23 protein-coding genes and 1 riboswitch are annotated in these 22,868 nt (G+C 72.5%); of the genes, 11 read left to right on the forward strand and 12 right to left on the reverse strand.

Annotation, left to right across the window (positions count from 1 at the left end; translation table 11 throughout):
• Nucleotides 1-79: 79 nt before the first annotated feature.
• Complete coding sequence (locus tag OTB19_RS17090) at nucleotides 80-766, reverse strand: copper homeostasis protein CutC (protein WP_267799097.1); 687 nt, start codon at nucleotides 764-766, stop codon at nucleotides 80-82.
• Nucleotides 767-908: 142 nt separating this feature from the next.
• Here OTB19_RS17090 and OTB19_RS17095 point away from each other — a divergent pair, with 142 nt between their 5' ends.
• Together OTB19_RS17095 and OTB19_RS17100 are read left to right on the forward strand one after the other, a co-directional pair.
• Complete coding sequence (locus OTB19_RS17095; protein ID WP_267799098.1) at nucleotides 909-1,595, forward strand: hypothetical protein; 687 nt, start codon at nucleotides 909-911, stop codon at nucleotides 1,593-1,595.
• 106 nt (nucleotides 1,596-1,701) lie between these two features.
• On the forward strand, nucleotides 1,702-2,934 hold the full coding sequence (locus OTB19_RS17100) for a Cmx/CmrA family chloramphenicol efflux MFS transporter (protein WP_267799099.1): 1,233 nt from the start codon (nucleotides 1,702-1,704) through the stop codon (nucleotides 2,932-2,934).
• Nucleotides 2,935-3,346: 412 nt separating this feature from the next.
• Here the strand turns inward: OTB19_RS17100 and OTB19_RS17105 are convergent, their stop codons facing one another.
• Both OTB19_RS17105 and OTB19_RS17110 read right to left on the reverse strand, forming a co-directional pair.
• The gene (locus OTB19_RS17105) at nucleotides 3,347-3,613 is read right to left on the reverse strand and encodes a DUF4031 domain-containing protein (protein ID WP_267799100.1); all 267 of its coding nucleotides are present in this window, start codon (nucleotides 3,611-3,613) and stop codon (nucleotides 3,347-3,349) included.
• A gap of 7 nt (nucleotides 3,614-3,620) precedes the next feature.
• Nucleotides 3,621-3,995: a hypothetical protein gene (locus tag OTB19_RS17110; RefSeq protein ID WP_267799101.1), complete on the reverse strand. Its 375-nt coding sequence runs from the start codon at nucleotides 3,993-3,995 to the stop codon at nucleotides 3,621-3,623.
• A gap of 148 nt (nucleotides 3,996-4,143) precedes the next feature.
• On the opposite strand from OTB19_RS17110, the gene OTB19_RS17115 reads away from it, so the two are divergent.
• From OTB19_RS17115 to OTB19_RS17130, 4 genes are read left to right on the forward strand one after another with little or no spacing between them, the layout of a single operon-like run.
• On the forward strand, nucleotides 4,144-5,154 hold the full coding sequence (locus OTB19_RS17115) for a MurR/RpiR family transcriptional regulator (RefSeq protein WP_267799102.1): 1,011 nt from the start codon (nucleotides 4,144-4,146) through the stop codon (nucleotides 5,152-5,154).
• 12 nt (nucleotides 5,155-5,166) lie between these two features.
• Complete coding sequence (murQ, locus tag OTB19_RS17120) at nucleotides 5,167-6,090, forward strand: N-acetylmuramic acid 6-phosphate etherase (RefSeq protein ID WP_267799103.1); 924 nt, start codon at nucleotides 5,167-5,169, stop codon at nucleotides 6,088-6,090.
• Nucleotides 6,091-6,116: 26 nt separating this feature from the next.
• Complete coding sequence (locus tag OTB19_RS17125; protein ID WP_267799104.1) at nucleotides 6,117-7,610, forward strand: PTS transporter subunit EIIC; 1,494 nt, start codon at nucleotides 6,117-6,119, stop codon at nucleotides 7,608-7,610.
• 55 nt (nucleotides 7,611-7,665) lie between these two features.
• Nucleotides 7,666-8,247: a GNAT family N-acetyltransferase gene (locus tag OTB19_RS17130; RefSeq protein WP_267799105.1), complete on the forward strand. Its 582-nt coding sequence runs from the start codon at nucleotides 7,666-7,668 to the stop codon at nucleotides 8,245-8,247.
• A gap of 56 nt (nucleotides 8,248-8,303) precedes the next feature.
• On the opposite strand, the gene OTB19_RS17135 is transcribed toward OTB19_RS17130, so the two are convergent.
• The 6 genes from OTB19_RS17135 to thrC all read right to left on the reverse strand — a co-directional run bounded on the left by OTB19_RS17135 (nucleotide 8,304) and on the right by thrC (nucleotide 14,074).
• A complete protein-coding gene (locus tag OTB19_RS17135; protein WP_267799106.1) occupies nucleotides 8,304-9,044 on the reverse strand; it encodes a family 16 glycosylhydrolase in 741 nt (246 codons plus the stop codon).
• Between the two features lie 106 nt (nucleotides 9,045-9,150).
• Complete coding sequence (locus OTB19_RS17140) at nucleotides 9,151-9,750, reverse strand: phosphoribosylanthranilate isomerase (protein ID WP_267799107.1); 600 nt, start codon at nucleotides 9,748-9,750, stop codon at nucleotides 9,151-9,153.
• 129 nt (nucleotides 9,751-9,879) lie between these two features.
• Nucleotides 9,880-11,502 (reverse strand): chaperonin GroEL, encoded by a 1,623-nt coding sequence (groL, locus tag OTB19_RS17145; protein WP_053681120.1) that lies wholly within the window; start codon nucleotides 11,500-11,502, stop codon nucleotides 9,880-9,882.
• 313 nt (nucleotides 11,503-11,815) lie between these two features.
• Nucleotides 11,816-12,022, reverse strand: a complete 207-nt coding sequence (locus OTB19_RS17150; protein ID WP_030009783.1) for a cold-shock protein — start codon at nucleotides 12,020-12,022, stop codon at nucleotides 11,816-11,818.
• A gap of 455 nt (nucleotides 12,023-12,477) precedes the next feature.
• Nucleotides 12,478-12,756, reverse strand: coding sequence for a ubiquitin-like small modifier protein 1 (locus OTB19_RS17155; RefSeq protein WP_267799108.1), 279 nt, complete (start codon nucleotides 12,754-12,756; stop codon nucleotides 12,478-12,480).
• Nucleotides 12,757-12,790: 34 nt separating this feature from the next.
• Nucleotides 12,791-14,074: a threonine synthase gene (gene thrC / locus OTB19_RS17160; RefSeq protein ID WP_267799109.1), complete on the reverse strand. Its 1,284-nt coding sequence runs from the start codon at nucleotides 14,072-14,074 to the stop codon at nucleotides 12,791-12,793.
• Nucleotides 14,075-14,091: 17 nt separating this feature from the next.
• Nucleotides 14,092-14,249, reverse strand: a riboswitch (SAM riboswitch).
• A 197-nt stretch (nucleotides 14,250-14,446) separates the two neighbouring features.
• On the opposite strand from thrC, the gene OTB19_RS17165 reads away from it, so the two are divergent.
• Nucleotides 14,447-15,397: a glucosyl-3-phosphoglycerate synthase gene (locus tag OTB19_RS17165; RefSeq protein WP_267799110.1), complete on the forward strand. Its 951-nt coding sequence runs from the start codon at nucleotides 14,447-14,449 to the stop codon at nucleotides 15,395-15,397.
• A 45-nt stretch (nucleotides 15,398-15,442) separates the two neighbouring features.
• Nucleotides 15,443-16,876: an alpha,alpha-trehalose-phosphate synthase (UDP-forming) gene (locus OTB19_RS17170; protein ID WP_267799111.1), complete on the forward strand. Its 1,434-nt coding sequence runs from the start codon at nucleotides 15,443-15,445 to the stop codon at nucleotides 16,874-16,876.
• Between the two features lie 52 nt (nucleotides 16,877-16,928).
• Here OTB19_RS17170 and otsB read toward each other — a convergent pair whose 3' ends face one another.
• The 3 genes from otsB to OTB19_RS17185 form a co-directional block, all read right to left on the reverse strand.
• On the reverse strand, nucleotides 16,929-17,780 hold the full coding sequence (gene otsB, locus OTB19_RS17175) for a trehalose-phosphatase (protein WP_053681128.1): 852 nt from the start codon (nucleotides 17,778-17,780) through the stop codon (nucleotides 16,929-16,931).
• 33 nt (nucleotides 17,781-17,813) lie between these two features.
• The gene (locus tag OTB19_RS17180; RefSeq protein WP_053681130.1) at nucleotides 17,814-18,050 is read right to left on the reverse strand and encodes a DUF3263 domain-containing protein; all 237 of its coding nucleotides are present in this window, start codon (nucleotides 18,048-18,050) and stop codon (nucleotides 17,814-17,816) included.
• A gap of 65 nt (nucleotides 18,051-18,115) precedes the next feature.
• Nucleotides 18,116-19,417, reverse strand: a complete 1,302-nt coding sequence (locus tag OTB19_RS17185; protein WP_267799113.1) for an extracellular solute-binding protein — start codon at nucleotides 19,415-19,417, stop codon at nucleotides 18,116-18,118.
• 211 nt (nucleotides 19,418-19,628) lie between these two features.
• On the opposite strand from OTB19_RS17185, the gene OTB19_RS17190 reads away from it, so the two are divergent.
• The 3 genes from OTB19_RS17190 (at nucleotide 19,629) to OTB19_RS17200 (ending at nucleotide 22,803) form a co-directional block, all read left to right on the forward strand.
• Nucleotides 19,629-20,561 (forward strand): ROK family protein, encoded by a 933-nt coding sequence (locus OTB19_RS17190; RefSeq protein ID WP_267799134.1) that lies wholly within the window; start codon nucleotides 19,629-19,631, stop codon nucleotides 20,559-20,561.
• Complete coding sequence (gene nagA / locus OTB19_RS17195; protein WP_267799115.1) at nucleotides 20,561-21,712, forward strand: N-acetylglucosamine-6-phosphate deacetylase; 1,152 nt, start codon at nucleotides 20,561-20,563, stop codon at nucleotides 21,710-21,712. The genes OTB19_RS17190 and nagA overlap by 1 nt, the downstream gene beginning before the upstream one ends.
• Before the next feature lie 101 nt (nucleotides 21,713-21,813).
• Nucleotides 21,814-22,803, forward strand: coding sequence for a 1-phosphofructokinase family hexose kinase (locus OTB19_RS17200; RefSeq protein ID WP_267799117.1), 990 nt, complete (start codon nucleotides 21,814-21,816; stop codon nucleotides 22,801-22,803).
• Nucleotides 22,804-22,868: the final 65 nt, after the last annotated feature.

Genomic DNA, 22,868 nt, shown 5'->3' on the forward strand with positions numbered 1-22,868 from the left:
GCCCGGCCACGGGACCGGGCCACGGGACCAGGGACCGGGGCGCGTGCCGATGGCCCGCCCCCGGCCCGGGTCGCCGCGGTCAGCCCAGCGCCGTGCGCCACTCCGCGACCGCCGCCGGGGAGACCGGCCGGTCCCACCCGGAGGGACGGGCCGCGCCGCCGATGTGGAAGGCGTCGACGCCCGCCTCGCGGAGCACCGGCAGGTGGGCCAGGGTGAGACCGCCGCCGACCAGGATGCGCGCGCCGTAGCCCGGCTCGCCGCCGCGCGCGGCCTCCGCCAGCAGCGTCGGCAGGCCCGCGTCGACGCCCGTCGCCGAGCCTGCGGTGAGGTAGGTGTCCAGGCCCGGCAGATCGGCGAGCTCCTTGCGCAGGTGGTCCCGGTCGGCCGCCCGGTCGATGGCCCGGTGGAAGGTCCACGGGCAGCCGTCCAGCTCCGAGACGACCGCTTCCACGGCCGCGAGGTCGGGGCTGCCGTCCGGGTTCAGGAAGCCGAGGACGAACTCCCGGGCCCCTTCGGCCCGCAGCGCCCGCGCCTGCTCGACGAGGAGGTCGACCGGTCCGGCCGCGAAGCCGTCCGTGCGGCGGATCATCACGCGCAGCGGGATGTCGACCGCCGCCCGGATCGCCGCGAAGGTCTCGCGCGGCGGCGTGAGCCCGTCGGCGGCCATGTCGGTGACCAGCTCCAGTCGGTCCGCCCCACCGGCCTGGGCGGCGATCGCGTCCTCAGCGTCGAGGGCGATCACCTCCAGGAGCGCACGGTTGCTCATTCGATTCCATCCATCCTTCGGAGAACTGCCCGTATGTGACCCGTATGCGACCCAGATGAAAAATAGGTCTAGTCCAATATCCAGGGTACGGGCCTCGGCCCGCGCTTCACCAGCACCATCACGCCACCCGCACAATGTGCGCATGACCCCTGACCCGGCGCACGACACCGCGCCGCCCGACACCGCCCCGCTCCGCGCCCGCTGGCAGGCCACCGTCACCGCCTCCGGTGCGGCGCCCGACGCGGACCCCGGCCCGTACGCGAAGCGCCTCCTCGCGGCCTGGGCGGAGCCCCAGCGGCGCTACCACACCACCGCGCACCTGGCCGACGTCCTCGCGCGGATCGACGTCCTCGCACCGCACGCGCGCGACCTCGCCGCCGTGGAGCTCGCGGCGTGGTTCCACGACGCCGTCTACCGCCCGGACCGCTCCGAGAACGAGGAGCGCAGCGCCGTCCTCGCCGAGCGCGCCCTGCCCGAGCTGGGCATCGACGCCGACCGCACCGCCTCCGTCGCCCGCCTGGTCCGGCTCACCGTCACCCACGACCCGGCCCCCGGGGACGCCGACGGCGAGGTCCTCTGCGACGCCGATCTCGCCGTCCTGGCCGGGGAGCCCGACGCGTACGCCGCGTACGTCGCCGCCGTGCGCGCCGAGTACGGGTTCGTGCCGGACGACGCCTTCCGCGAGGGCCGGGCCGCCGTGCTGCGCCAGTTGCTGGGCCTGCCCCGGCTCTTCCGCACCCCGTACGGCGCCGCGCACTGGGAGGCGCCGGCCCGCCGCAACCTGGCCGCCGAGCTGGCCACCCTCACCGACCTCGGCGACCCGGGCTGAGAGGGGCCGACGGGAGGCCGGCGGGGCGCCGACAGGGCGCCGGGGAATGCGAGCACGTTCGCGGTGGTTTGTGACTGGCATGCCCGCAGACTCCACACGATCCCGCATGCCCGTCGCCGTCTACGTCCTCGGCCTCTCCGTCTTCGCCCTCGGGACCAGCGAATTCATGCTCTCCGGGCTCCTGCCACCCATCGCCGAGGACATGGGCGTCAGCATCCCGCAGGCGGGCCTGCTCATATCCGCCTTCGCGATCGGCATGGTCATCGGGGCGCCGCTGCTGGCCGTCGCCACGCTGCGACTGCCGCGCCGCACCACCCTCGTCTCCCTGATCAGCCTCTTCGGGCTCGGCCAGGTCGCGGGCGCGCTGGCCCCCTCGTACGAGCTCCTCTTCGCCTCCCGGGTGGTCTCCGCCCTCGCCTGCGCCGGCTTCTGGGCCGTCGGCGCGGCCGTCGCCATCGCCATGGTCGACAAGGACCAGCGGGCCCGCGCGATGGCCGTCATGATCGGCGGCCTGTCCATCGCCAACGTCCTCGGCGTGCCCGCCGGCGCCTTCCTCGGGGAGACCCTGGGCTGGCGCTCCGCGTTCTGGTCGGTCGGCGCCGCATCCGCGGTCGCCCTCGTCGGCATCCTGACGCTGATCCCGAAGATCCCGCTGCCCGCCGAGAAGCCGCGGATCAAGAGTGAGCTGCGGATCTACCGGGACCGCCAGGTGTGGCTGTCCATCGGCATGACCGCCCTCGCCGCCGGCGGCGTCTTCTGCGCGTTCAGCTACCTGTCGCCGCTGCTCACGGACGTGGCCGGGCTGGACTCCGGATGGGTGCCGTGGATCCTGGGCCTCTTCGGGCTGGGCGCGCTGATCGGCACCACCATCGGCGGGCGGGTCGCCGACGCGCACCTGTTCGGCGTGCTGATCTGGGGCATCACCGCCTCGACGGTCTTCCTGACGGCCCTGGCCCTGCTGGCCTCCGTACAGGTGGCGGCGATCGCGCTGTCGTTCCTGCTCGGCGTCTCGGCGTTCTTCACGGCCCCGGCCCTGAACGCCCGCATGTTCAACATCGCGGGCGCCGCCCCCACCCTGGCGGGCGCCACCACCACCGCCGCGTTCAACCTCGGCAACACCGGGGGCCCCTGGCTCGGCGGCACCGTCATCGACGCCGGACTCGGCTTCTCCGCCACGGCCTGGGCGGGCGCGGCGATGACGATCACCGCGATCGGGCTGGCCGTGGCCGCCCTGCGGCTGGACCGGCGCGACGGCGGGGGCACGCCGGTCCGCGCGTCCCGGGTCGTCGCGTCCGCCGCCGGTAGCGTCGCGGAACCGCAGCCGGCCCGGACCCACTGAGGCCGCACGGCCCCGGACAGCGAGACGGCCCCCGCCCACGAGGGGCGGGGGCCGTCTCACGCTCTTTCCGGGGCCGCTTCGAACGTCGGGTCCCCGGCCGCCACGGCCGTCCCCGCCCCCACGACGCCACCGGTGACGAGCAGCGTCGCCGCGATCCCGGCGCCCAAAAATCTTCGCAAAGTTCCCCCCAAGAGATTGGTTGATCGGCGGACGCCAACACGCCGCGCCGACAGCCGGTCCGCCCCGGGTTCCCAGGGGCCCACGAGGGATCCGTGCGCAGGTCAGCGGCGGTCCCACACCCCGCCCGCGATGCCCCGGGATGGCCCCGATGTCCCCTCGGGCCGCCCGGAAACGCACCCCCGTTTCCGGGCCACTTCCGCTCCGCCGGCCGGCCTGCGGCGGCGCCGGCGCGTTACGCCGGGCGTCCCTTCGGGCGGCGCAGGCCCGCCGACGTCAGCCGGCGGACGAGTTCCTTGCTGCCGATCTCCACCGCGCCCGCCCCGACCGCGTCCGCGTACCGGTAGGAGGGCACGTCGTAGTGGTCCCGCTCGAAGGCCCTCGGCGGGCAGCCGATCGCCGCCGCGAAGGCGTGGAGCTCCTCGTACGAGACGTCGCTGACCAGGTGCGACCACATCCGGCCGTGCCCCGGCCAGGTCGGCGGATCGATGTACAGCGTCACCGGCCGCTCACCGCCGGCCGAAGACGGGGGCGAGCCCGCCGACGGCCGCCACCCGGACGCCCGCCTCGGAGCACACCCAGTGCGGGTCGGGGCCGAGTTCCGGATCGACGTCCAGCGCGTGCGGCTCACCGTGCGCGCAGACGGGGCACAGGGGCCAGCGGCCGTACTTCTCCAACAGCGCGTCCTGGACGTCCTGGGCGACGAGGCCGGCGAGGAAGTCGACGCCCTCGGGCCACTGCTCCACCCACCAGCGCCGGTGCGTGACGGCGTCCTCCACGAGGGAGACGACATCGGCCTCGGCGACGTCGCCCGCGACGAGATCGGTCAGTACGAGGGCTCGGGCGGCGTGCAGCGCCTGCTCCAGGGGGGTCGCGTGGTCCATGCGCCCATTGTGAACCCGCGGCGGTCCCGGAACGAAGGCCCCCGGACAAAGAGGACCGAGGGCCCTCGGCCCTCGTCGCGAAAGTCCCGCGGAACCGGCGCCTCATGGCGCCTTGACCCGCACCCCTGCCTGAAAATAGATTTCAGACGTGAGCGAAAACGTGAAAGAAACTTCCACCGCCGGGGACCGCGCCGGGACCCGCACGGCGACCGGCGCCGGCACGGCCGCCGGCGCACCCGCCCCGGCCCTCCCCGTCGAGGCACCCGCCCCGGCCGCACTCCGCGCCCGCGTCCGCAGCCTCGGCCCGCACATGACCCGCTCCATGCAGGCCGTCGCCGAGGCCGTCGCCTCCGACCCCGCCGGCTGCGCCAGGCTCACCGTCTCCGCCCTCGCCGCGCACACCGGCACCAGCGAGGCCACCGTCGTGCGCACCGCCCGCCTCCTCGGCTACCCCGGCTACCGCGACCTGCGCCTGGCCCTCGCCGCGCTCGCCGCGCAGCAGGAGTCCGGCGCGGCCCCCGCCGTCACCGTGGACATAGCGGTCGACGACCCGATCGCCGACGTCGTCGCGAAGCTCGCGCACGAGGAGGCGCAGACCCTCGCCGACACCGCCGCCGGCCTGGACCTCGGGCAGCTGGCCGCGGCCGTCACCGCGCTCGCGACGGCCCGCCGCATCGACGTGTACGGCGTCGGCGCGTCCTCCCTCGTCGGCCAGGACCTCGCGCAGAAACTGCTGCGCATCGGCCTCATCGCGCACGCCCACACCGACCCCCACCTCGCCGTGACCAACGCCGTCCTGCTGCGCCCCGGCGACGTCGCCGTCGCCGTCACCCACTCCGGCACCACCGGTGACGTGATCGAGCCGCTGCGCCGGGCCTTCGAACGCGGCGCGACCACCATCGCCGTCACCGGCCGCCCCGGCGCGCCCGTCGCGCACTACGCCGACCACGTGCTCGCCACCTCCGCCGCCCGCGAGAGCCGGCTGCGCCCGGCGGCCATGTCCAGCCGCACCAGCCAACTGCTCGTCGTGGACTGCCTGTTCGTCGGAGTCGCCCAGCAGACGTACGAGACCGCCGCACCCGCCCTGGCCGCCTCCTACGAGGCGCTCGCGCCCCGACACTCCGCCACCGCCCCCACCAGTAGGCGCACCACCCGCTAGGAGCCCCCGCCCATGACCGCGTACGCCGAACTCCGCGCCCAGCTCGACACCTTGACCACCGAGGCCTTCCGCCCCGAACTGGCCGAGATCGACCGGCTGTCCACCCTTGAGATCGCCCGCGTGATGAACGCCGAGGACGCCGGCGTCCCGGCCGCCGTCGCCGGCCAGTTGGAGCGGATCGCCGCCGCCGTCGACGGGATCGCCCCCCGGATGGCCCGCGGCGGCCGGTTGATCTACGCGGGCGCCGGCACCGCCGGCCGGCTGGGCGTCCTGGACGCCAGCGAGTGCCCGCCCACCTTCAACACGGACCCGTCCGAGGTCATCGGCCTGATCGCGGGCGGCCCGTCCGCGATGGTCAAGGCCGTCGAGGGCGCCGAGGACTCCAAGGAACTGGCCGCCGAGGACCTGACCGCCCTCGCGCTGACCGCCGACGACACCGTCGTCGGCATCTCCGCCTCCGGCCGCACCCCGTACGCGGTCGGCGCGGTCGAGTTCGCCCGCGCACGCGGCGCGCTCACCGTCGGACTGTCCTGCAACGCCGGCTCCGCGCTCGCCGCGGCCGCCGAGCACGGCATCGAGGTGGTCGTGGGACCCGAGCTGCTCACCGGCTCCACCCGCCTCAAGGCGGGCACCGCGCAGAAGCTCGTACTGAACCTCCTCTCGACCGTGACGATGATCCGTCTCGGGAAGACGTACGGGAACCTCATGGTCGACGTGCGCGCCTCTAACGAGAAGCTGCGCGCCCGCTCCCGCCGCATCGTCGCCCTCGCCACCGGCGCGTCCGACACGGAGATCGAGGCCGCGCTGACCGCCACCGACGGCGAGGTCAAGAACGCCATCCTCGTCATCCTCGGCGGGGTCGACGGCCCCACCGCGGCCGCGCTCCTCACCACCTCCCAGGGCCACCTCCGGGCCGCCCTCACCCAGACCCGCTGACCCCCGGCAGCAAGGCGAACACCACGATGTCCACTGACAAGAACCGCGCCACGGCCGCCGCGATCCTTCCTCTGGTCGGCGGCCCGGACAACATCACCTCCATCGCGCACTGCATGACGCGGCTGCGCATCGGCCTGCGCGACCGTTCCCTGGTCCGCGACGAGGAACTCGAGGCCGTGCCCGGTGTGATGGGCGTGGTCGAGGACGACACGTACCAGATCGTCCTGGGCCCGGGCACCGTCGCCCGCGTGACGCCCGAGTTCGAGGCGCTGGTGGAGGAGGGCCGCTCGGCGGCCGCCCCGGCCGCCCCCGTGACGGCGGACGAACTGGCCGCCCAGGGCGCGGCGATGAAGGACGCGCGCACGGCGCGGAACTCCACGCCGTTCAAGCTGTTCCTGCGCCGGATCGCGAACATCTTCGTCCCGCTGATCCCCGCGCTGATCGGCTGCGGCATCATCGCCGGCCTGAACGGCGTGCTGACGAACGCGGGATGGCTCCCCACCATCGTCCCGGCCCTGGCGGCCATCGCGTCCGGGTTCATGTCGTTGATCGCGGTGTTCGTCGGCTACAACACCGCGAAGGAGTTCGGCGGCACCGCGATCCTCGGCGGCGCGGTCGCCGCGATCATCGTCTTCCCGGGCGTCGCGAAGATCGACGCGTTCGGCCAGCAGCTCTCCCCCGGCCAGGGCGGTGTGCTCGGCGCGCTCGCGGCGGCCCTGCTCGCCGTCCAAGTGGAGAAGTGGTGCCGCAAGTGGGTGCCGGAGGCGCTGGACGTCCTGGTCACCCCGACGCTCACGGTGCTGGTCGCCGGCCTGGTCACCCTCTTCGGCCTGATGTTCGTCGCCGGCGAGGTCTCCACCGCGATCGGCTCCTTCGCCAACTGGCTGCTCGCCACCGGCGGCGCCTTCGCGGGCCTCGTCCTCGGCGGGCTCTTCCTGCCGCTGGTGATGCTGGGCCTGCACCAGGCCCTGATCCCGATCCACACCACCCTCATCCAGCAGTCCGGACACACCGTCCTGCTGCCCATCCTCGCCATGGCGGGCGCGGGCCAGGTCGGCGCGGCGATCGCGGTCTACTACCGGCTCCCGCGCAACCGGTCGATCCGCACGACCATCAAGTCGGCGCTCCCGGCCGGCTTCCTGGGCGTCGGCGAGCCGCTGATCTACGGTGTCTCGCTGCCGCTGGGCCGCCCCTTCGTCACCGCCTGCGTGGGCGGTGCGGCCGGCGGGGCCTTCGTGGGCCTCTTCAACCAGCTGGGCTCGTCGTTCGGTTCCACCGCGATCGGCCCGTCCGGCTGGGCCCTGTTCCCGCTGCTCGACGGCACGGCCGGGATGGGCGCGACCATCGCGATCTACGCCGGCGGACTGGCCGTGGGCTATCTGGTGGGCTTCGTCGCGACGTACTTCTTCGGCTTCACCCGGCAGATGCTGACCGAGCTGAACACCTCCCCGGAACCCGGCACCGAACCGGCGCCCGCCCCGCAGGACGCCCCGACACCCGTCCCCGCGCCCACCCACTGACCCCGGCCGCACCACCACCCGACGGGCGGGCCCGCCCGGGCGGCATCATGGACCGATGATCGAATCGATACCCCCCGTGGTCCCGCCCGGCCGGCTGCGCGACCTGACGCAGCCCTCGTTCGAGCTTCCCGGCGGACTGCGCCTGCGCCCCTGGGAACCGTCGGACGCGCCCGCCCTGACCGCCGCCGGCCTGGACCCGGACATCGTGCACTGGAACCGAACCGTCCCCCTGACGGAAGCGGAAGCCGTCGCGAAGGTCGCCGTGTTCCGGTCCCGTTGGCGGAACGAACAGGCCGCGATCTGGGCCGTCGCCCCCGAGGACGCCCCGGCGGTCGGCCTGATCGGCATCGGGGACCTCGACCTGGCGGGCGGAAGCGGTGAAATCCTGTACTGGCTGCTGCCCGAGGGCCGCGGCAAGGGGGCCATGGTCCCGGCGACGGAACGCGTCGGCCGGTGGGCCTTCGAGGAACTCGGCCTGCACCGCGTGCGCATCACCCACTCCGTGGCCAACCCGGCCTCGTGCCGCGTCGCGACCGGGGCGGGCTTCCCCCTGGAGGGCACCATGCGGGGCGCCCTCCTCCACGCGGACGGCTGGCACGACGAGCACCTGCACGCCCGCCTGCGCACGGACGCCTGAGCCGAAGCCCTGCCGTCAGGGGGTCTCCCCCGACCCCCGACCGACACCGGGCGGGGCTAGCCCCGGTACACCCGCAGTTGCGACACCTCGTACGACATCTCCCTGGCCCCGGGGTCGGGCGCCGGGTGGTACCGGCCCGCGCACACCGACAGGTTGACGATGAGGTACGCGCGCCAGGAGCGGCCCACGCCCCGTCCGTCGCTGAAGACGCGGGCCCCGTTGACCCACCAGACCACCGAGTTGCGCCCGAACTCGACCTTCAGGTCCAGCCACGCGCCGGGCCGCACCGACGGGTCGCGGTGGTAGCGGTGCGCGTCCCGGACGTGGTTGGACAGCTCCAGCAGGTCGGGGTTGTCGGGGTGGTACTCGAAGACGTCGATCTCCTGGCCGCCGTCGCGCCAGGTCCAGATGGCGGGCCAGGCCCCGCGCTCCGCCGGCAGCTTCACCCGCGCCTCCAGCACGTCGCCGGTGCGCACCATGAAGCCTTCGTCGCTGCCCTCCGTGGTGAGCAGCCCGGCGTCCCAGTTGCCGTCGGGGCGTCGCGTGGCCCGGAAGACGCCGCCGCGACTGTAGGAGGGGTCGGAGACGAGGTGGTCGAGCTTGTTGTCGCCCGGATTGACCGGGCCGCCATTGGGATAGGCCCAGGAGCGGCCGGCGATCCACTGGGTGGGCGAGGCGAAGTCGGCGGTGAAGGCGGGGGCGCGGCGCGGCGAGTACACCGCCGCACCACCGCCACCGTCCCCCGGGGCGAGGCGGCGGGTCAGGCGCCGCAACCATCCGAACATGTTCGTGTCCATGCCTGTGGCATGCCCATCCGACCTGCACCCGCACACATAAATCTTGCCGAGAGTAATCACGCGACTTCGTTCGGCTACGTTCTGCGCCGGGGTGCGCCGCCTCGGATCAGCCCCGCGCGGCCTCGATGAACGCGCGGATCAGCTCAGGGGACTTGACCCCCCGCTCCCGTTCCACCCCGCTGGACACGTCCACGCCCCACGCCCCGGTCGTCCGCAGCGCCTCGCGCACGGTGCCCGGGGTCAGCCCGCCCGCCAGGAGCCAGCGGCCCTCGGGCGCGGTGAACTCCGCCGAGGCCCAGTTCCACGGCTTGCCCGAACCCGGGTCCGGGGCGTCGATCAGCAGCAGGTCCTCGCCGTACTCCCCCGCGGCGGCGACGGCGGCGGCCGTCGCCCGGATCAGCGTCCGGCCCTGCGCGCGCAGTTCCTCGTAGTACTCGGGCCCCTCGTCGCCGTGCAGTTGTACGGAGCGCACCCCGCTCTCCCGCGTCAGCCGCCGGACCTCCTCCACCGACTGCCCGCGGAACACCCCGACCGTGAGGACCCCGGCCGGCACCCGGGCGGCGAGCTCGCGCGCGCCGGCGGCGTCGACCGTACGCGGGCTGCCGGGCGCGAACACGAACCCGATCGCGTCGGCCCCGGCCTCGACGGCGGTGTCCACGTCCCGCGCGGTCCGCAGCCCACAGATCTTGATGAACACGTCAGTCATCCGTCCAGTCAACCACCCGCGGCGCTCCCGGCGCCCCCGCGTCCGTCTCGCGGAACGCCCGAAGGCGGCACCCCCACAGGGGTACCGCCTTCGGAACGCGAACGGAACTGCCGATCAGCCTGAGGCGGATCAGAAGTCCATGTCACCGCCCGGCATGCCGCCGCCCGCGGGGGCACCGGCCTTCTCGGGCTTGTCGGCGATGACGGCCTCGGTCGTCAGGAACAGCGCGGCGATCGACGCGGCGTTCTGCAGCGCGGAGCGCGTGACCTTCGCCGGGTCGATGATGCCCTCGGCGATCATGTCGACGTACTCGCCGGTCGCGGCGTTCAGGCCGTGACCGATGGGCAGGTTGCGCACCTTCTCGACGACGACGCCGCCTTCGAGACCACCGTTGACGGCGATCTGCTTCAGCGGGGCCTCCAGGGCCAGGCGCACGGCGTTGGCGCCGGTCGCCTCGTCACCCGTGAGCTCCAGCTTCTCGAAGACCGCGGAGGCCTGGAGGAGGGCCACGCCACCACCGGCGACGATGCCCTCTTCGACGGCGGCCTTCGCGTTGCGAACGGCGTCCTCGATGCGGTGCTTGCGCTCCTTGAGCTCGACCTCGGTCGCGGCGCCGGCCTTGATGACGGCCACGCCGCCGGCCAGCTTCGCGAGGCGCTCCTGGAGCTTCTCGCGGTCGTAGTCCGAGTCGGAGTTCTCGATCTCGGCGCGGATCTGGTTGACGCGACCCTGGACCTGGTCGCTGTCACCGGCACCGTCGACGATGGTGGTCTCGTCCTTGGTGATGACGACCTTGCGGGCGCGGCCCAGCAGGTCGAGACCGGCGTTCTCCAGCTTGAGGCCGACCTCCTCGGAGATGACCGTGCCGCCCGTGAGGATGGCGATGTCACCGAGCATGGCCTTGCGACGGTCACCGAAGCCCGGGGCCTTGACGGCGACGGACTTGAAGGTGCCGCGGATCTTGTTGACGACCAGGGTCGACAGGGCCTCGCCCTCGACGTCCTCGGCGATGATCAGCAGCGGCTTGCCGGACTGCATGACCTTCTCCAGGAGCGGCAGCAGGTCCTTGACCGAGCCGATCTTGGAGTTGACGATCAGGATGTACGGGTCGTCGAGGGACGACTCCATGCGCTCCATGTCGGTGGCGAAGTACGCCGAGATGTAGCCCTTGTCGAAGCGCATGCCCTCGGTGAGCTCGAGCTCCAGACCGAAGGTCTGCGACTCCTCGACGGTGATGACGCCTTCCTTGCCGACCTTGTCCATCGCCTCGGCGATGAGCTCGCCGATCTGGGTGTCGGCGGCGGAGATGGAGGCCGTGGAAGCGATCTGCTCCTTGGTCTCGACGTCCTTGGCCTGCGAGAGCAGGGCGGCGGAGACGGCCTCGACGGCCTTCTCGATGCCACGCTTGAGGGCCATCGGGTTGGCGCCGGCGGCCACGTTGCGCAGACCCTCGCGTACGAGAGCCTGGGCGAGCACGGTGGCGGTGGTCGTACCGTCGCCGGCGACGTCGTCCGTCTTCTTGGCGACTTCCTTGACCAGCTCGGCGCCGATCTTCTCGTACGGGTCCTCGAGCTCGATCTCCTTGGCGATGGAGACACCATCGTTGGTGATCGTGGGGGCGCCCCACTTCTTCTCAAGGACGACGTTGCGACCCTTGGGGCCAAGGGTGACCTTGACGGCGTCGGCGAGCTGGTTCATCCCACGCTCGAGACCGCGCCGGGCCTCCTCGTTGAACGCAATGATCTTGGCCATCTGAAGTGGTCCTCCCGGACAGGGGTGGATTGCTCCGGACCGCGCCCGCGCCCGCGACGGACGGCCAGCGAGCCCGGCGGTTCCTTCCCGCCGGACCCTGCGAGCCTCACCGGCCCGGTCCTCGTTGAGTAGCACTCTCACCAGGAGAGTGCTAACGCCAATGATTAGCACTCGACCCCCGCGAGTGCAAGCGGCTTCGGTCAACACCCCGCGAACGCGCCGGTCGGACGGGGTCACGCACGAGGGGCCCACATCCCTTGTCCAGGATGTGGGCCCCTCGTTGTCTGTACGTCGGTGGTCGATCGCGCCGGGACTAGCCGAGTGCGAGCTTGACCATGTCCGCCTGCGGACCCTTCTGGCCCTGCGAGATCTCGAACTCGACCCGCTGACCCTCTTCAAGGGTGCGGTACCCGTCCATCTGGATGGCGCTGTAGTGGACGAACACATCCGCACCACCGTCGACCGCGATGAAGCCGTAGCCCTTCTCCGCGTTGAACCACTTGACGGTGCCCTGAGCCATGCCTAACTCCCCTATTACTGGCCCTTGCGCAGGACCGCACTTCGCGGACCCGGGTCAGAACTTGCGCCGGAACGCCTCGACCGCGGCTGAATGTATCCGCACCAGTGCTGTGTGCAACAGGTCATTCCGACGAGAATTCAGGACACGAGGAAACATTGAAATAGAGTGAAAATTTGGCATAGGGCCGGGCAACTCGGGCCTGACATTCGGCACCAAAGCCCCATACGGCGCTTGCATGTTGACTCAATGTCAACCATCCGGCGGCCCGCTCATATGCGGCGGGCAAGTTCGGCGGAGGGGACTTCCCCAACTCTACCGCGCCCAATCAACCAGAATTGCCCCCTCCGCTTATCGGCGGAAGGGGCAATTCTGTTTGCTCTTTGTCGACGGACGGCCCTCGGGGGAGGTGCCTGCGGAAGTCCCCGCGGAAGTCCGTCGTGGAAGTCCGGGACGGGTCAGCAGCCGCCCGCGACCGCCGGAATGATCGAGATGCCTGCGCCGTCGGGCGTCGTCGTCTGCAGCCCGCCCTCGAAGCGCACGTCGTCGTCGTTGACGTAGACGTTCACGAAGCGGCGCAGCTTGCCCTGGTCGTCCAGGACGCGGGCGGCGATGCCCGGGTGGCTCTTCTCCAGGGACTCGATGACCTCGGAGAGGGTCGCGCCCTCGGCGGACACCTCGGCCTGACCGCCGGTGTAGGTGCGCAGGATGGTGGGGATGCGGACGTTGACGCTCATGGCGCTACTGCCTTTCCGGAGTACGGGAGGAGGGTCAGGCCAGGCCGGCGGCGCGGAACGCGTCCAGGCTCGGGCGGATGGTGGCGGTCTGCCCGCTGTCCGCGGCCACCGCCTCCAGGGTCTTGAGACCGTCACCCGTGTTCAGGATGACCGTGGTCAGCGAGGGGTCGAGCTGCCCGTTCTCGATGAGCTTCTTCGTCACTCCGACGGTCACTCCGCCCGCGGTCTCGGCGAAGATGCCCTCGGTCTGCGCGAGGATCTTGATGGCCTCGACGACCTGCTCGTCGTTGACATCCTCGACGTAGCCGCCGGTGCGGCGGGCGATGTCCAGGACGTACGGGCCGTCCGCCGGGTTGCCGATGGCCAGCGACTTGGCGATGGTGTTCGGCTTCTGCGGGCGGACCACCTCGTGACCGGCCTTGAAGGCGGTCGAGACGGGCGAGCAGCCCTCGGCCTGGGCGCCGAAGATCTTGTACGGCCTGTCCTCGACGAGGCCGAGCCTGATCAGCTCCTGGAGGCCCTTGTCGATCTTCGTCAGCTGGGAGCCGGACGCGATCGGGATGACGATCTGGTCGGGCAGCCGCCAGCCGAGCTGCTCGCAGATCTCGTACGCGAGGGTCTTGGAGCCCTCGCCGTAGTACGGGCGCAGGTTGACGTTGACGAAGCCCCAGCCCTCGCCCAGCGGGTCGCCGATGAGCTCGGAGCAGAAGCGGTTGACGTCGTCGTAGTTGCCCTCGATGCCGACCAGGTCGCCACCGTAGACACCGGCCATGACGACCTTGCCCTGCTCCAGGTCGTGCGGGATGAACACGCAGGACCGGAAGCCGGCGCGGGCGGCCGCGGCGCCGACGGCGCCGGCCAGGTTGCCCGTGGAGGAGCAGGAGAGGGTGGTGAAGCCGAAGGCGCGGGCGGCCTCGACGGCGATGGCGACGACGCGGTCCTTGAAGGAGTGCGTCGGGTTGCCGGAGTCGTCCTTGACGTAGAGCTTGCCGGTGACGCCCAGCTCCTTGGCCAGGTTCTCGGCGTCCACGAGCTTGGTGAAGCCGGGGTTCAGGCTCGGCTTGGAGGCCACGTCCGCCGGGACGGGCAGCAGCGGCGCGTAGCGCCAGATGTTGTTCGGGCCGGCCTCGATCGCGGCGCGCAGCGCCTCGGGGTCACCGGTCGGCAGGTCGTAGGCGACTTCGAGCGGTCCGAAACACTCGGCGCAGGCGAAGATCGGGCCGAGTTCGAAGCGGGTGGCGCACTCGCGGCAGGAAAGGCCGGTGGCGGGACCGAGATCGACGGTTTCGGCAGAGGTGGCGACAGTCTGTGCAGCCATGATGGCGAGGCCCTTTCTCCTCATCTTCCCCATGGCGCACTTCGCCATGAGACGGAATTGGCACCTTCCCTAGCCGGGGACCTCGCTGACGCCGCTGACGTGCGGGATCGCGAGACCGACTGGAGGGTTGCCGGGGCTTCAACGGGCCGTGTCCCTCTGCCCCTCTGGATGAGCGGTATGGCACCGGGTGACGCACTCCATGGCGAGCCCGGGCGTTTGTGCACGCGGACCCCCGGCATGCGGTGGTCCATCGCGTTGTTCAAGACTGTAACCGAAGCCCCGGGCGGTTGAGACAGCCGTCCGAACGGCGAGATGGATCACATTTCGCCCGAAACCGCCGACGATCGTCCGACCCATCAGGGAGTGCCGAAAGTGCTGGAAGAGGTGGAGCGCTGGCTGGCCGACCGCTCCTGGTCCGCTGCCGATCGACCGCTCGACCAGCTGCTCGACCGCAAACGGGCGGCGGGCACCACGGTCAGTGTGGTGCTGCCCGCGCTCGACGAGGAGGCCACGGTCGGCGAGATCGTCGAGGTGATCCGCCGCGAGCTGATCGAGGGGCCGGCGACGCCGCTGGTGGACGAGCTGGTGGTCGTCGACTCGGGCTCCCGCGACCGGACGGCCGAGGTGGCCGCGAAGGCCGGCGCCCACGTGGTGCACCGCGACGAGATCCTGCCGCGGTTGCCGGCCCTGCCCGGCAAGGGCGAGGTGCTGTGGCGCTCCCTGCTGGCCACGACCGGCGACGTCGTCTGCTTCGTGGACGCCGACCTGCGCGACTTCTCGGCCTCCTTCGTGTCGGGGATCGTCGGTCCGCTGCTGACCGACCCCGAGGTGCAGTTCGTGAAGGCGATGTACGACCGCCCGCTGGGGGACGCGCCCGGGCAGGGCGGCCGGGTGACGGAGCTGGTGGCCCGCCCGCTGCTCAACCTGCACTGGCCGCGGTTGGCGGGGTTCGTCCAGCCGCTGGGCGGCGAGTACGCGGTGCGCCGGTCGCTGCTGGAGCGGCTGCCGTTCCCCGTCGGCTACGGCGTCGAGCTGGGGCTGCTGGTGGACGCGCTGCACACGGTCGGGCTGGACGCGCTGGCCCAGGTGGACGTCGGCGTTCGGGTGCACCGGCACCAGGACGGTCAGGCGCTCGGCCGGATGGCCGCGGCGATCTACCGGACGGCGCAACTGCGTCTGTCGCGCGGGCACCTCGTACGGCCGGAACTGACGCAGTTCGAGCGGGGCCCGGACGGCTTCGTGCCGCGGACGTACGCCGTCGACACCGAGGAACGGCCGCCGATGATCGAGGTCAAGGAGTACGCGGGCCGCCGGGTGGCGTGACGAACCGGACGTTTGAGCGGGTTCCGGCCGGGCTAGGTTCGGCGCATGGCTTCTCAGGTACTCGTCGCCGCGAATCGCGGCCCGCTCTCGTACTCCCTCGCCGAAGACGGCACCCTCGACACCCGGCGCGGCGGGGGCGGTCTGGTCTCCGGGCTCTCCGCCGCCCTCGCGGAGCAGCCGGAGACGCTGTGGATCTGCGCGGCGCTGTCGGACGCGGACCGGGAGGCGGTGCGTCGGGGCGTGTCCGAGCCCGGGGTCCGGATGCTGGACATCGATCCGGCGGTCTACGACGACGCGTACAACGGCATCGCGAACTCGGTGCTCTGGTTCACCCACCACCACCTGTACGACATCCCGCGCGAGCCGGCCTTCGACGCCGAGTTCCGGCGGCTCTGGGAGTCGTACGGCGCCTACAACCGGGCCTTCGCGGAGGCGCTCGCCGAGGAGGCCGGCGAGGGCGCGTCGGTGCTGGTGCAGGACTACCACCTGGCGCTGGTGCCGGGCATGCTGCGGGTCCTGCGGCCGGACCTGCGGATCGCCCACTTCACGCACACCCCGTGGGCCTCGCCGGACTCCCTGCGGATCCTCCCGCAGTACGTGGTCGAGGAGCTGTCCTGGGGCATGCTCGGCGCGGACCTGCTCGGCTTCCACACCCAGGAGTGGGCGGCGGCGTTCCTGGGGTCCATGGAGCTCGACGACGCGTGGGGCCTGGCACGCGTGCACGGCACGAGGGTCGAGCACCGCCGGTACTCGATCTGGCCGCAGCGCGGCACCGAGGTGGCGGTCTTCGGGCTGGGCGTGGACGGCGAGGAGCTTCGGGCGCTGGCCCACCGCCCGGAGGTGGACGCGAAGCTGGCGGCGCTGCGCGCGGAGGTCGGCGACCTCAAGACGATCGTGCGGGTGGACCGCACGGAGCTGTCGAAGAACATCCTGCGCGGCCTGCTGGCCTACCGGGAGCTGCTCGCCACCCGCCCCGAGTGGGTGGGCAAGGTGGTGCACCTGGCGTCGGCGTACCCCTCGCGGCAGGACCTCGCGGTGTACCGGTCGTACACGGAGGCGGTCGCGGTGCTCGCCGCGGAGATCAACGCGGAGTTCGGCACGGAGGACTGGACGCCGGTGCTGGTGTCGGTGGAGGACGACTTCGCGCGTTCCCTGGCGGCCTACCGGCTGGCGGACGTGGCGCTGGTCAACCCGGTGCGGGACGGCATGAACCTGGTGGCGAAGGAGATCCCGGTGGTCTCGGAGCGGGGCGTCGCCCTGGTCCTGTCCACGGGTGCGGGGGCGTTCGGCGAGTTGGGCGACGACGCGTTGACGGTGAATCCGTTCGACGTGACGCAGACGGCGCAGGCGCTGCACCTGGCGCTGACGATGCCGAGGTCGGAGCGGACGGAGCGCACCAAGCGGCTGGCCGCCGCGGCGACGGCCCTGCCTCCGGCCCGCTGGTTCCGCGCCCAGTTGGACACCCTGCGGGACGTGTGAGCGAGCGGCGGCCGGCGGGGGTTCCCGCCGGTCGCCGGGGTCGTCAGGGTCGTCAGGCGCGCAGGGTCGCGGCCAGCGTCGCCAGGAGGGCGGCGACCTGTCCGGGGCCGGGGAGGACGAGGTCGGCGCGGGAGGCGAGTTCGGGCACCTCGGAGCCGCTGGCGACGAGCAGCCCGGGCAGTCCGTCGGCCCGGCGCTTCTCGACGGCGGCGTAGGCGGCGAGGTCCCCGAGGTCGTCCCCGGCGTACAGCACCGCCTCGGCGCCCACCTCCGCGAGGTACTCGGTCAGGGCGACGCCCTTGTCCATGCCGGGCGGTCGCAGCTCCAGCACCGCCCGTCCCGGCTCGACCATCAGCCCGTGTCGGGCCGCGAGGTCGGCGAGGGGCTCGCGGAGCGCGGCGAAGGCCGCTTCCGGGTCGGCGGCCCTGCGGGTGTGGACGGCCAGCGCCTGGCCCTTCTCCTCGATCCAGGTGCCGCGCCAGGCCCCGATGGACTCCAGGAAGCCCGGGAGTTCGGCGCGTACGGCCGCCACCCCGGGGTGTTCGGCGGGCGCGTGCACGATGCCGGTGACGGCGTCCCACCGCTCGGCCCCGTAGTGCCCGAGCACCACCAGGTGCTCCAGTCCCGGGACGCCGGCGAAGCCGCCGTAGCGGACGGCGACGCCGGCCGGTCGGCCGGTGACGACGGCCACGGCGGCCACCTCGGGGGCGAGCGCGGCCAGTGCCGGAACGGCGTCCGGGTGGGCGCGGGCCTGGTCGGGGTCGGGAACGATGTCGGCGAGGGTGCCGTCGAAGTCGAGGGCGACGACGGACCGGCGCGGTGCGCGGAGCAGGGCTTCGAGTCCCTCGCGTCCGGCGGCTGTGGCGGGCACGGGCATCGGCAGATCGTGCGGGTGGCTCCCCATGGGCACGACCCTAACGGTCCGGTCGTGGGACGGCTATCGCCGGGCTCGCTGCGCTTCGCGGATCCTGCGGAGTCGGTTGACCGTGCCGGGGGCGTGCTCCAGTGCCCGGGGATCGTCCATCAGGGCGTTGAGCAGCTGGTAGTACCGGACGGGGGGCATGCCCAGTCCTTCGCGAATGGCCCGCTCCTTGGCGCCGGGCCCCGACCAGGTACGTCCCTCGTACGCGAGCACGGCGGCCTCGGTGGCCGTCAACCGCCCGTCGTCCGTCATACGGCCAGATTAACGCCGCCCACCGACACCGCCCCGGGGGCCCCGGGGCGGTGTCGGTGCGGGCGTCACTGGTCCCCGTCCGCCTTCCGCGCGGACAGGGCGATCTCGCCCAGGACCTTCTCGGGCTGTCCGCCGGGCTTGACCGTCGAGCCGATGTTCTTCTTGACGTCCTCGCTGACGCCCGCCCAGGACTTCTTGCCGACCGGGTACAGCTTCGAGGTGGGCAGGGCCGCCAGGAAGGTCTTCAGCTGCGGGGCCGAGCCGTCGGTGGCGTTCTGCATGGCCCGGAAGCCGCTGGTGGTGACGGGCAGCAGGCCGTACTGGTTGGTGAAGGAGGTCACGTTGTCGGCCTGGTACAGGAAGTCGAGGAACTGCCCGGACTCCTTCTTGTGGCCGTTCTTGAAGGCCATCACCCAGTCCGCGACGCCCATCGCGGAGTGCTCGGTGCCGTCGACCGTGGGCATGGGCACCATGCCGAACTTGAGGCCCTTCGCGGTGGCCTGCTTGATCAGCGTGGGGTGGCCGTTGAGCATGCCGACCTCGCTGCGGGTGAAGGCGTCGAAGGCGCCCTGGCGGTCGTACTTGCCCGGCTCCACGGAGCCGGTCAGGCCCTGGCCGACCATCTTGTCGCGCAGGAACTCCAGCGTCTTGACGTTCTCCGCGGAGTCGATCGAGTAGTTCTCCTCGTTGTCGGTGTAGCCGCCACCGCCCGCGAGGAGCCAGTTCATCGTCTCGGCCTGGGCCTCCTCGCGGCCGAGCGGCAGCGCGAAGGGGGTGGGGACGCCGTTGCCCTTGAGCTTCTTGGCGGCCGCCTCCAGCTCCGCCCAGCTCTTCGGCTGCCAGCCGCCCTTGGCGTCCTTCGCCAGCACGCCCGCGTCCGTGAGCATCTTCTCGTTGTAGAAGAGCAGTCGGGTGCTGGCCACGAAGGGCAGGCCGTACTGGGTGCGCTTGTGCTTGCCGGCGTCGGCGAGCGGGGCGAGGAAGTCGGCCTCGGTCTGCACGGAGAGCAGTTCGTCGGCGGTGTAGAGCTTGCCCGCCTCGGCGTAGTCGGCGTAGGCGCCGATCTGGGCGATGTCGGGTGCCTTGTTCGCCTTGACCATCTCGGCGACCTTCGCGTCGACCTCGGTCCAGGAGTAGACGCTGACCTCGACCTTGACGCCCGGGTGGTCCTTCTGGAACTTCTCGGCGAGGCCCTTCCAGTAGCCGGTCGAGGAGTTCTGCGGATTGTCGCCGTAGTCGGCCGCCACGACCCGGAGGGTCACCTCGTTGTCCCCGGTGAGCGCCGACACGGTTCCGCAGCCGGTCAGCGTCGTGGTCAGGCACAGCGCGGCCCCGGTCGCGGCCAGACTCAGGTAACGGCCCTTCACAGTTCTCGATCCACCCCTTGTTGTACGTACGATTCGACGTAAGGTCTACACCACTTTGGCGACGCGTCCACATCCTGGAGCGCCCCGCGCCCGGACCGTGTCCGGACTGTTGCCCGGACACGGGTCCCGATTTTGTATGGCCGCTCAACAATCCTCCCCATTGGACTAGACCTTTGCCTCCTCAGCGCGCGAGACTGTCTCTGTGAAACCCGTGAAACACGTCATCGCCCTCGATGTGGGCGGCACCGGGATGAAGGCCGCCCTCGTCGCCGAGGACGGCACCCTGCTGCACGAGGCGCGCCGCGCCACCGGCCGCGAGCGGGGCCCCGAAGCCGTCGTCGAGACGATCCTGGACTTCGCCTGCGAACTGCTCGACCTGGGCCGCGCCCGCTACTCCACGGCCGCCTCGGCCGCCGGCGTGGCCGTGCCCGGCATCGTCGACGCCGAGAACGGGATCGCCGTCTACGCGGCGAACCTGGGCTGGCGCGACGTACCCATGCGCGCACTGCTCGGCAGACGCCTCGGCGGCATCCCCGTGGCCCTCGGCCACGACGTGCGCACGGGCGGGCTCGCGGAGGGCCGCATCGGCGCGGGCAGGGGCGCGGACCGGTTCCTCTTCGTCCCCCTCGGCACCGGCATCGCCGGCGCCATCGGCATCGCCGGCCGCATCGAGGCCGGCGCGCACGGCTACGCCGGCGAGATCGGCCACATCGTGGTCCGACCCGGCGGACCCGCCTGCGGCTGCGGCCAACGCGGCTGCCTGGAGACCCTCGCCTCCGCCTCCGCCGTCAGCCGCGCCTGGGCCGCCGCCTCCGGCGACCCCGAAGCCGACGCGGCCGACTGCGCCAAGGCCGTCGCCTCCGGCGACGAACGCGCCCGGGCGGTGTGGCAGACCGCCATCGGCGCCCTCGCCGACGGCCTGGTCACGGCGATCACCCTGCTGGACCCCCGCACGCTGATCATCGGTGGCGGGCTCGCCGAGGCGGGGGAAACCTTGTTCACACCACTTCGGGCGGCCGTGGAGGAGCGCGTGACGTTCCAGCGGCTGCCCGAGATCGTTCCGGCGGCCCTCGGGGACACCGCCGGATGCCTGGGCGCAGGGCTGCTCGCCTGGGACCTACTCGCCACGGAGGTACCTGCCTGATGTCCGGAAGCGCGCACAGCACTGTTCTCTCCGGCGCCAAGGTGGTGCTGCCCACCGGGATCGTGACGGGCGGCCGCGTCATCGTCGACGGCGAGCGCGTCGCGGGCAGCGCCCGCGAGGACTCCCGCGTCGTGGACCTGACCGGACACTGGATCGTCCCGGGCTTCGTGGACATGCACAACCACGGCGGGGGCGGCGCCTCCTTCACCTCCGGCACCGCCGAAGAGGTCCTCCAGGGCGTACGCACCCACCGCGAGCACGGCACCACCACGGTGATCGCCTCCACGGTCACCGGGGACCTCGACGAGCTGGCCCGGCGCGCGGGCCTGCTCGCCGAACTGACGCAGCAGGGCGAGATCGCGGGCATCCACTTCGAGGGGCCGTTCATCAACCCCTGCCGCAAGGGCGCGCACAAGGAGGACCTGCTCCGCGACCCCGACCCGGCCGAGGTCCGCAAGCTGATCGACGCCTCGCACGGCGCCGCCCGGATGTTCACCCTGGCCACCGAGCTGCCGGGCGGGCTGGACTCCGTACGGCTGCTGGCCGAGCACGGGGTCATCGCGGCGATCGGGCACACCGACTCCACGTACGAGCAGACCCGCCAGGCCATCGACGCGGGCGCGACCGTGGCCACCCACCTCTACAACGCCATGCCCGGCCTGGAGCACCGCTCCCCCGGCCCCATCGCGGCGCTGCTGGAGGACGAGCGGGTCACCGTCGAGCTGATCAACGACGGCACGCACCTGCACCCCGCGATGCTGGAACTGGCCTTCCACCACGCGGGCGCGCACCGCGTCGCGCTGATCACCGACGCCATGGACGCGGCCGGGTTCGGCGACGGCACCTACCACCTCGGGCCGCTGGAGGTCGAGGTCAAGGAGGGCGTGGCCCGCCTCGTCGAAGGCGGCTCCATCGCCGGTTCCACCCTGACCCTGGACACCGCGTTCAAGCGGTCGGTGACCGTGGACCAGCTCCCCGTCGAGTCCGTCGTCCAGGCCATCTCCGCGAACCCGGCCAAGCTCCTCGGCCTGTACGACGAGGTCGGCTCGCTGGAGGCCGGCAAGTACGCCGACCTGGTCGTCCTGGACGCGGAGTTCGAGGTCAAGGGAGTCATGCGGCGCGGCGAATGGGTCGTCAGCCCACTTTCCTGAGCGCCCGATCGGCGGCGGGGACGAGGCGGTCGGCCGGCAGGACTGGGCGGGCCGCCTTCCGTTTGGCATGATCCCGGCATCCACCGAGACCGGGGCCTGCCATGATCCTCACCGTGACGCTCAACACCGCACTCGACGTCACCTACCGGGTGCCGCGACTGCACCCGCACACCTCGCACCGGGTCACCGGCGCCTGCGAACGCCCCGGCGGCAAGGGCCTCAACGTGGCCCGCGTCCTCGCGGCCCTCGGCCACGAGGTCACCGCCACCGGCTTCGCGGGCGGCCCGGTGGGCACGGTCCTGCGCGACCTCCTCGCGGACTCGCCCGGCGTGGTGGACGCACTGGTCCCCTGCGCCGGCGGCACCCGCCGCACCCTGGCCGTCGTCGACGAAGCCTCGGGCGACACCACGCAGTTCAACGAACCGGGCCCGCACATCACCCCCGCCGAGTGGGCCGGGTTCCTGTCCCGCTACGGCGAACTCCTCGCCGGCGCCCGGGCGGTCGCCCTGTGCGGCAGCCTGCCGCCCGGCGTGCCGGTGGGCGCCTACGCGCTGCTCATACGGACCGCCCGCGCCGCCGGGGTCCCCGTCCTGCTCGACACCGGCGGCGAGGCCCTGCGCCGGGGCATCGCCGCCCGCCCCGAGATGATCAAGCCGAACACGGCCGAACTCGCCGAACTCACCGGCTCCCGGGACCCGCTGCCCGCCACCCGCGACGCCCGCCGGCGCGGCGCCCACGCCGTGGTCACCTCCCTCGGCCCGGGGGGACTCCTCGCCGCGACCGCCGACGGCACCTGGCGGGCCACCCCGCCCCGCGTGCTCAGCGGCAACCCCACCGGGGCCGGCGACTCCGCGGTCGCGGGCCTGTTGTCGGGCCTGGCGGAGGGGCTGGACTGGCCGGAGCGGCTGACCCGCGCCGTGGCCCTCTCGGCGGCCACCGTCCACGCCCCGGCGGCGGGCGAGTTCGACGCCCGCACCTACGAGGAGTTCCGCGACGCCGTCGCCGTCACGGTCGCCGGCCGTCCGGCCGGCCCTCCGGACACCCACCGGGGCACGCGCCCCCACAACGCCCGCGTCGGACGCAGCACCTGACGCGGGGACGGAAGACGAACGGGCCGGGGACGCCGGAGAGACGAACGGGCGGGGGGGGCCCCCCC

The sequence above is a fragment of the Streptomyces sp. H27-H5 genome (genome assembly GCF_026627505.1).
In the GTDB taxonomy this organism is placed as follows: domain Bacteria; phylum Actinomycetota; class Actinomycetes; order Streptomycetales; family Streptomycetaceae; genus Streptomyces.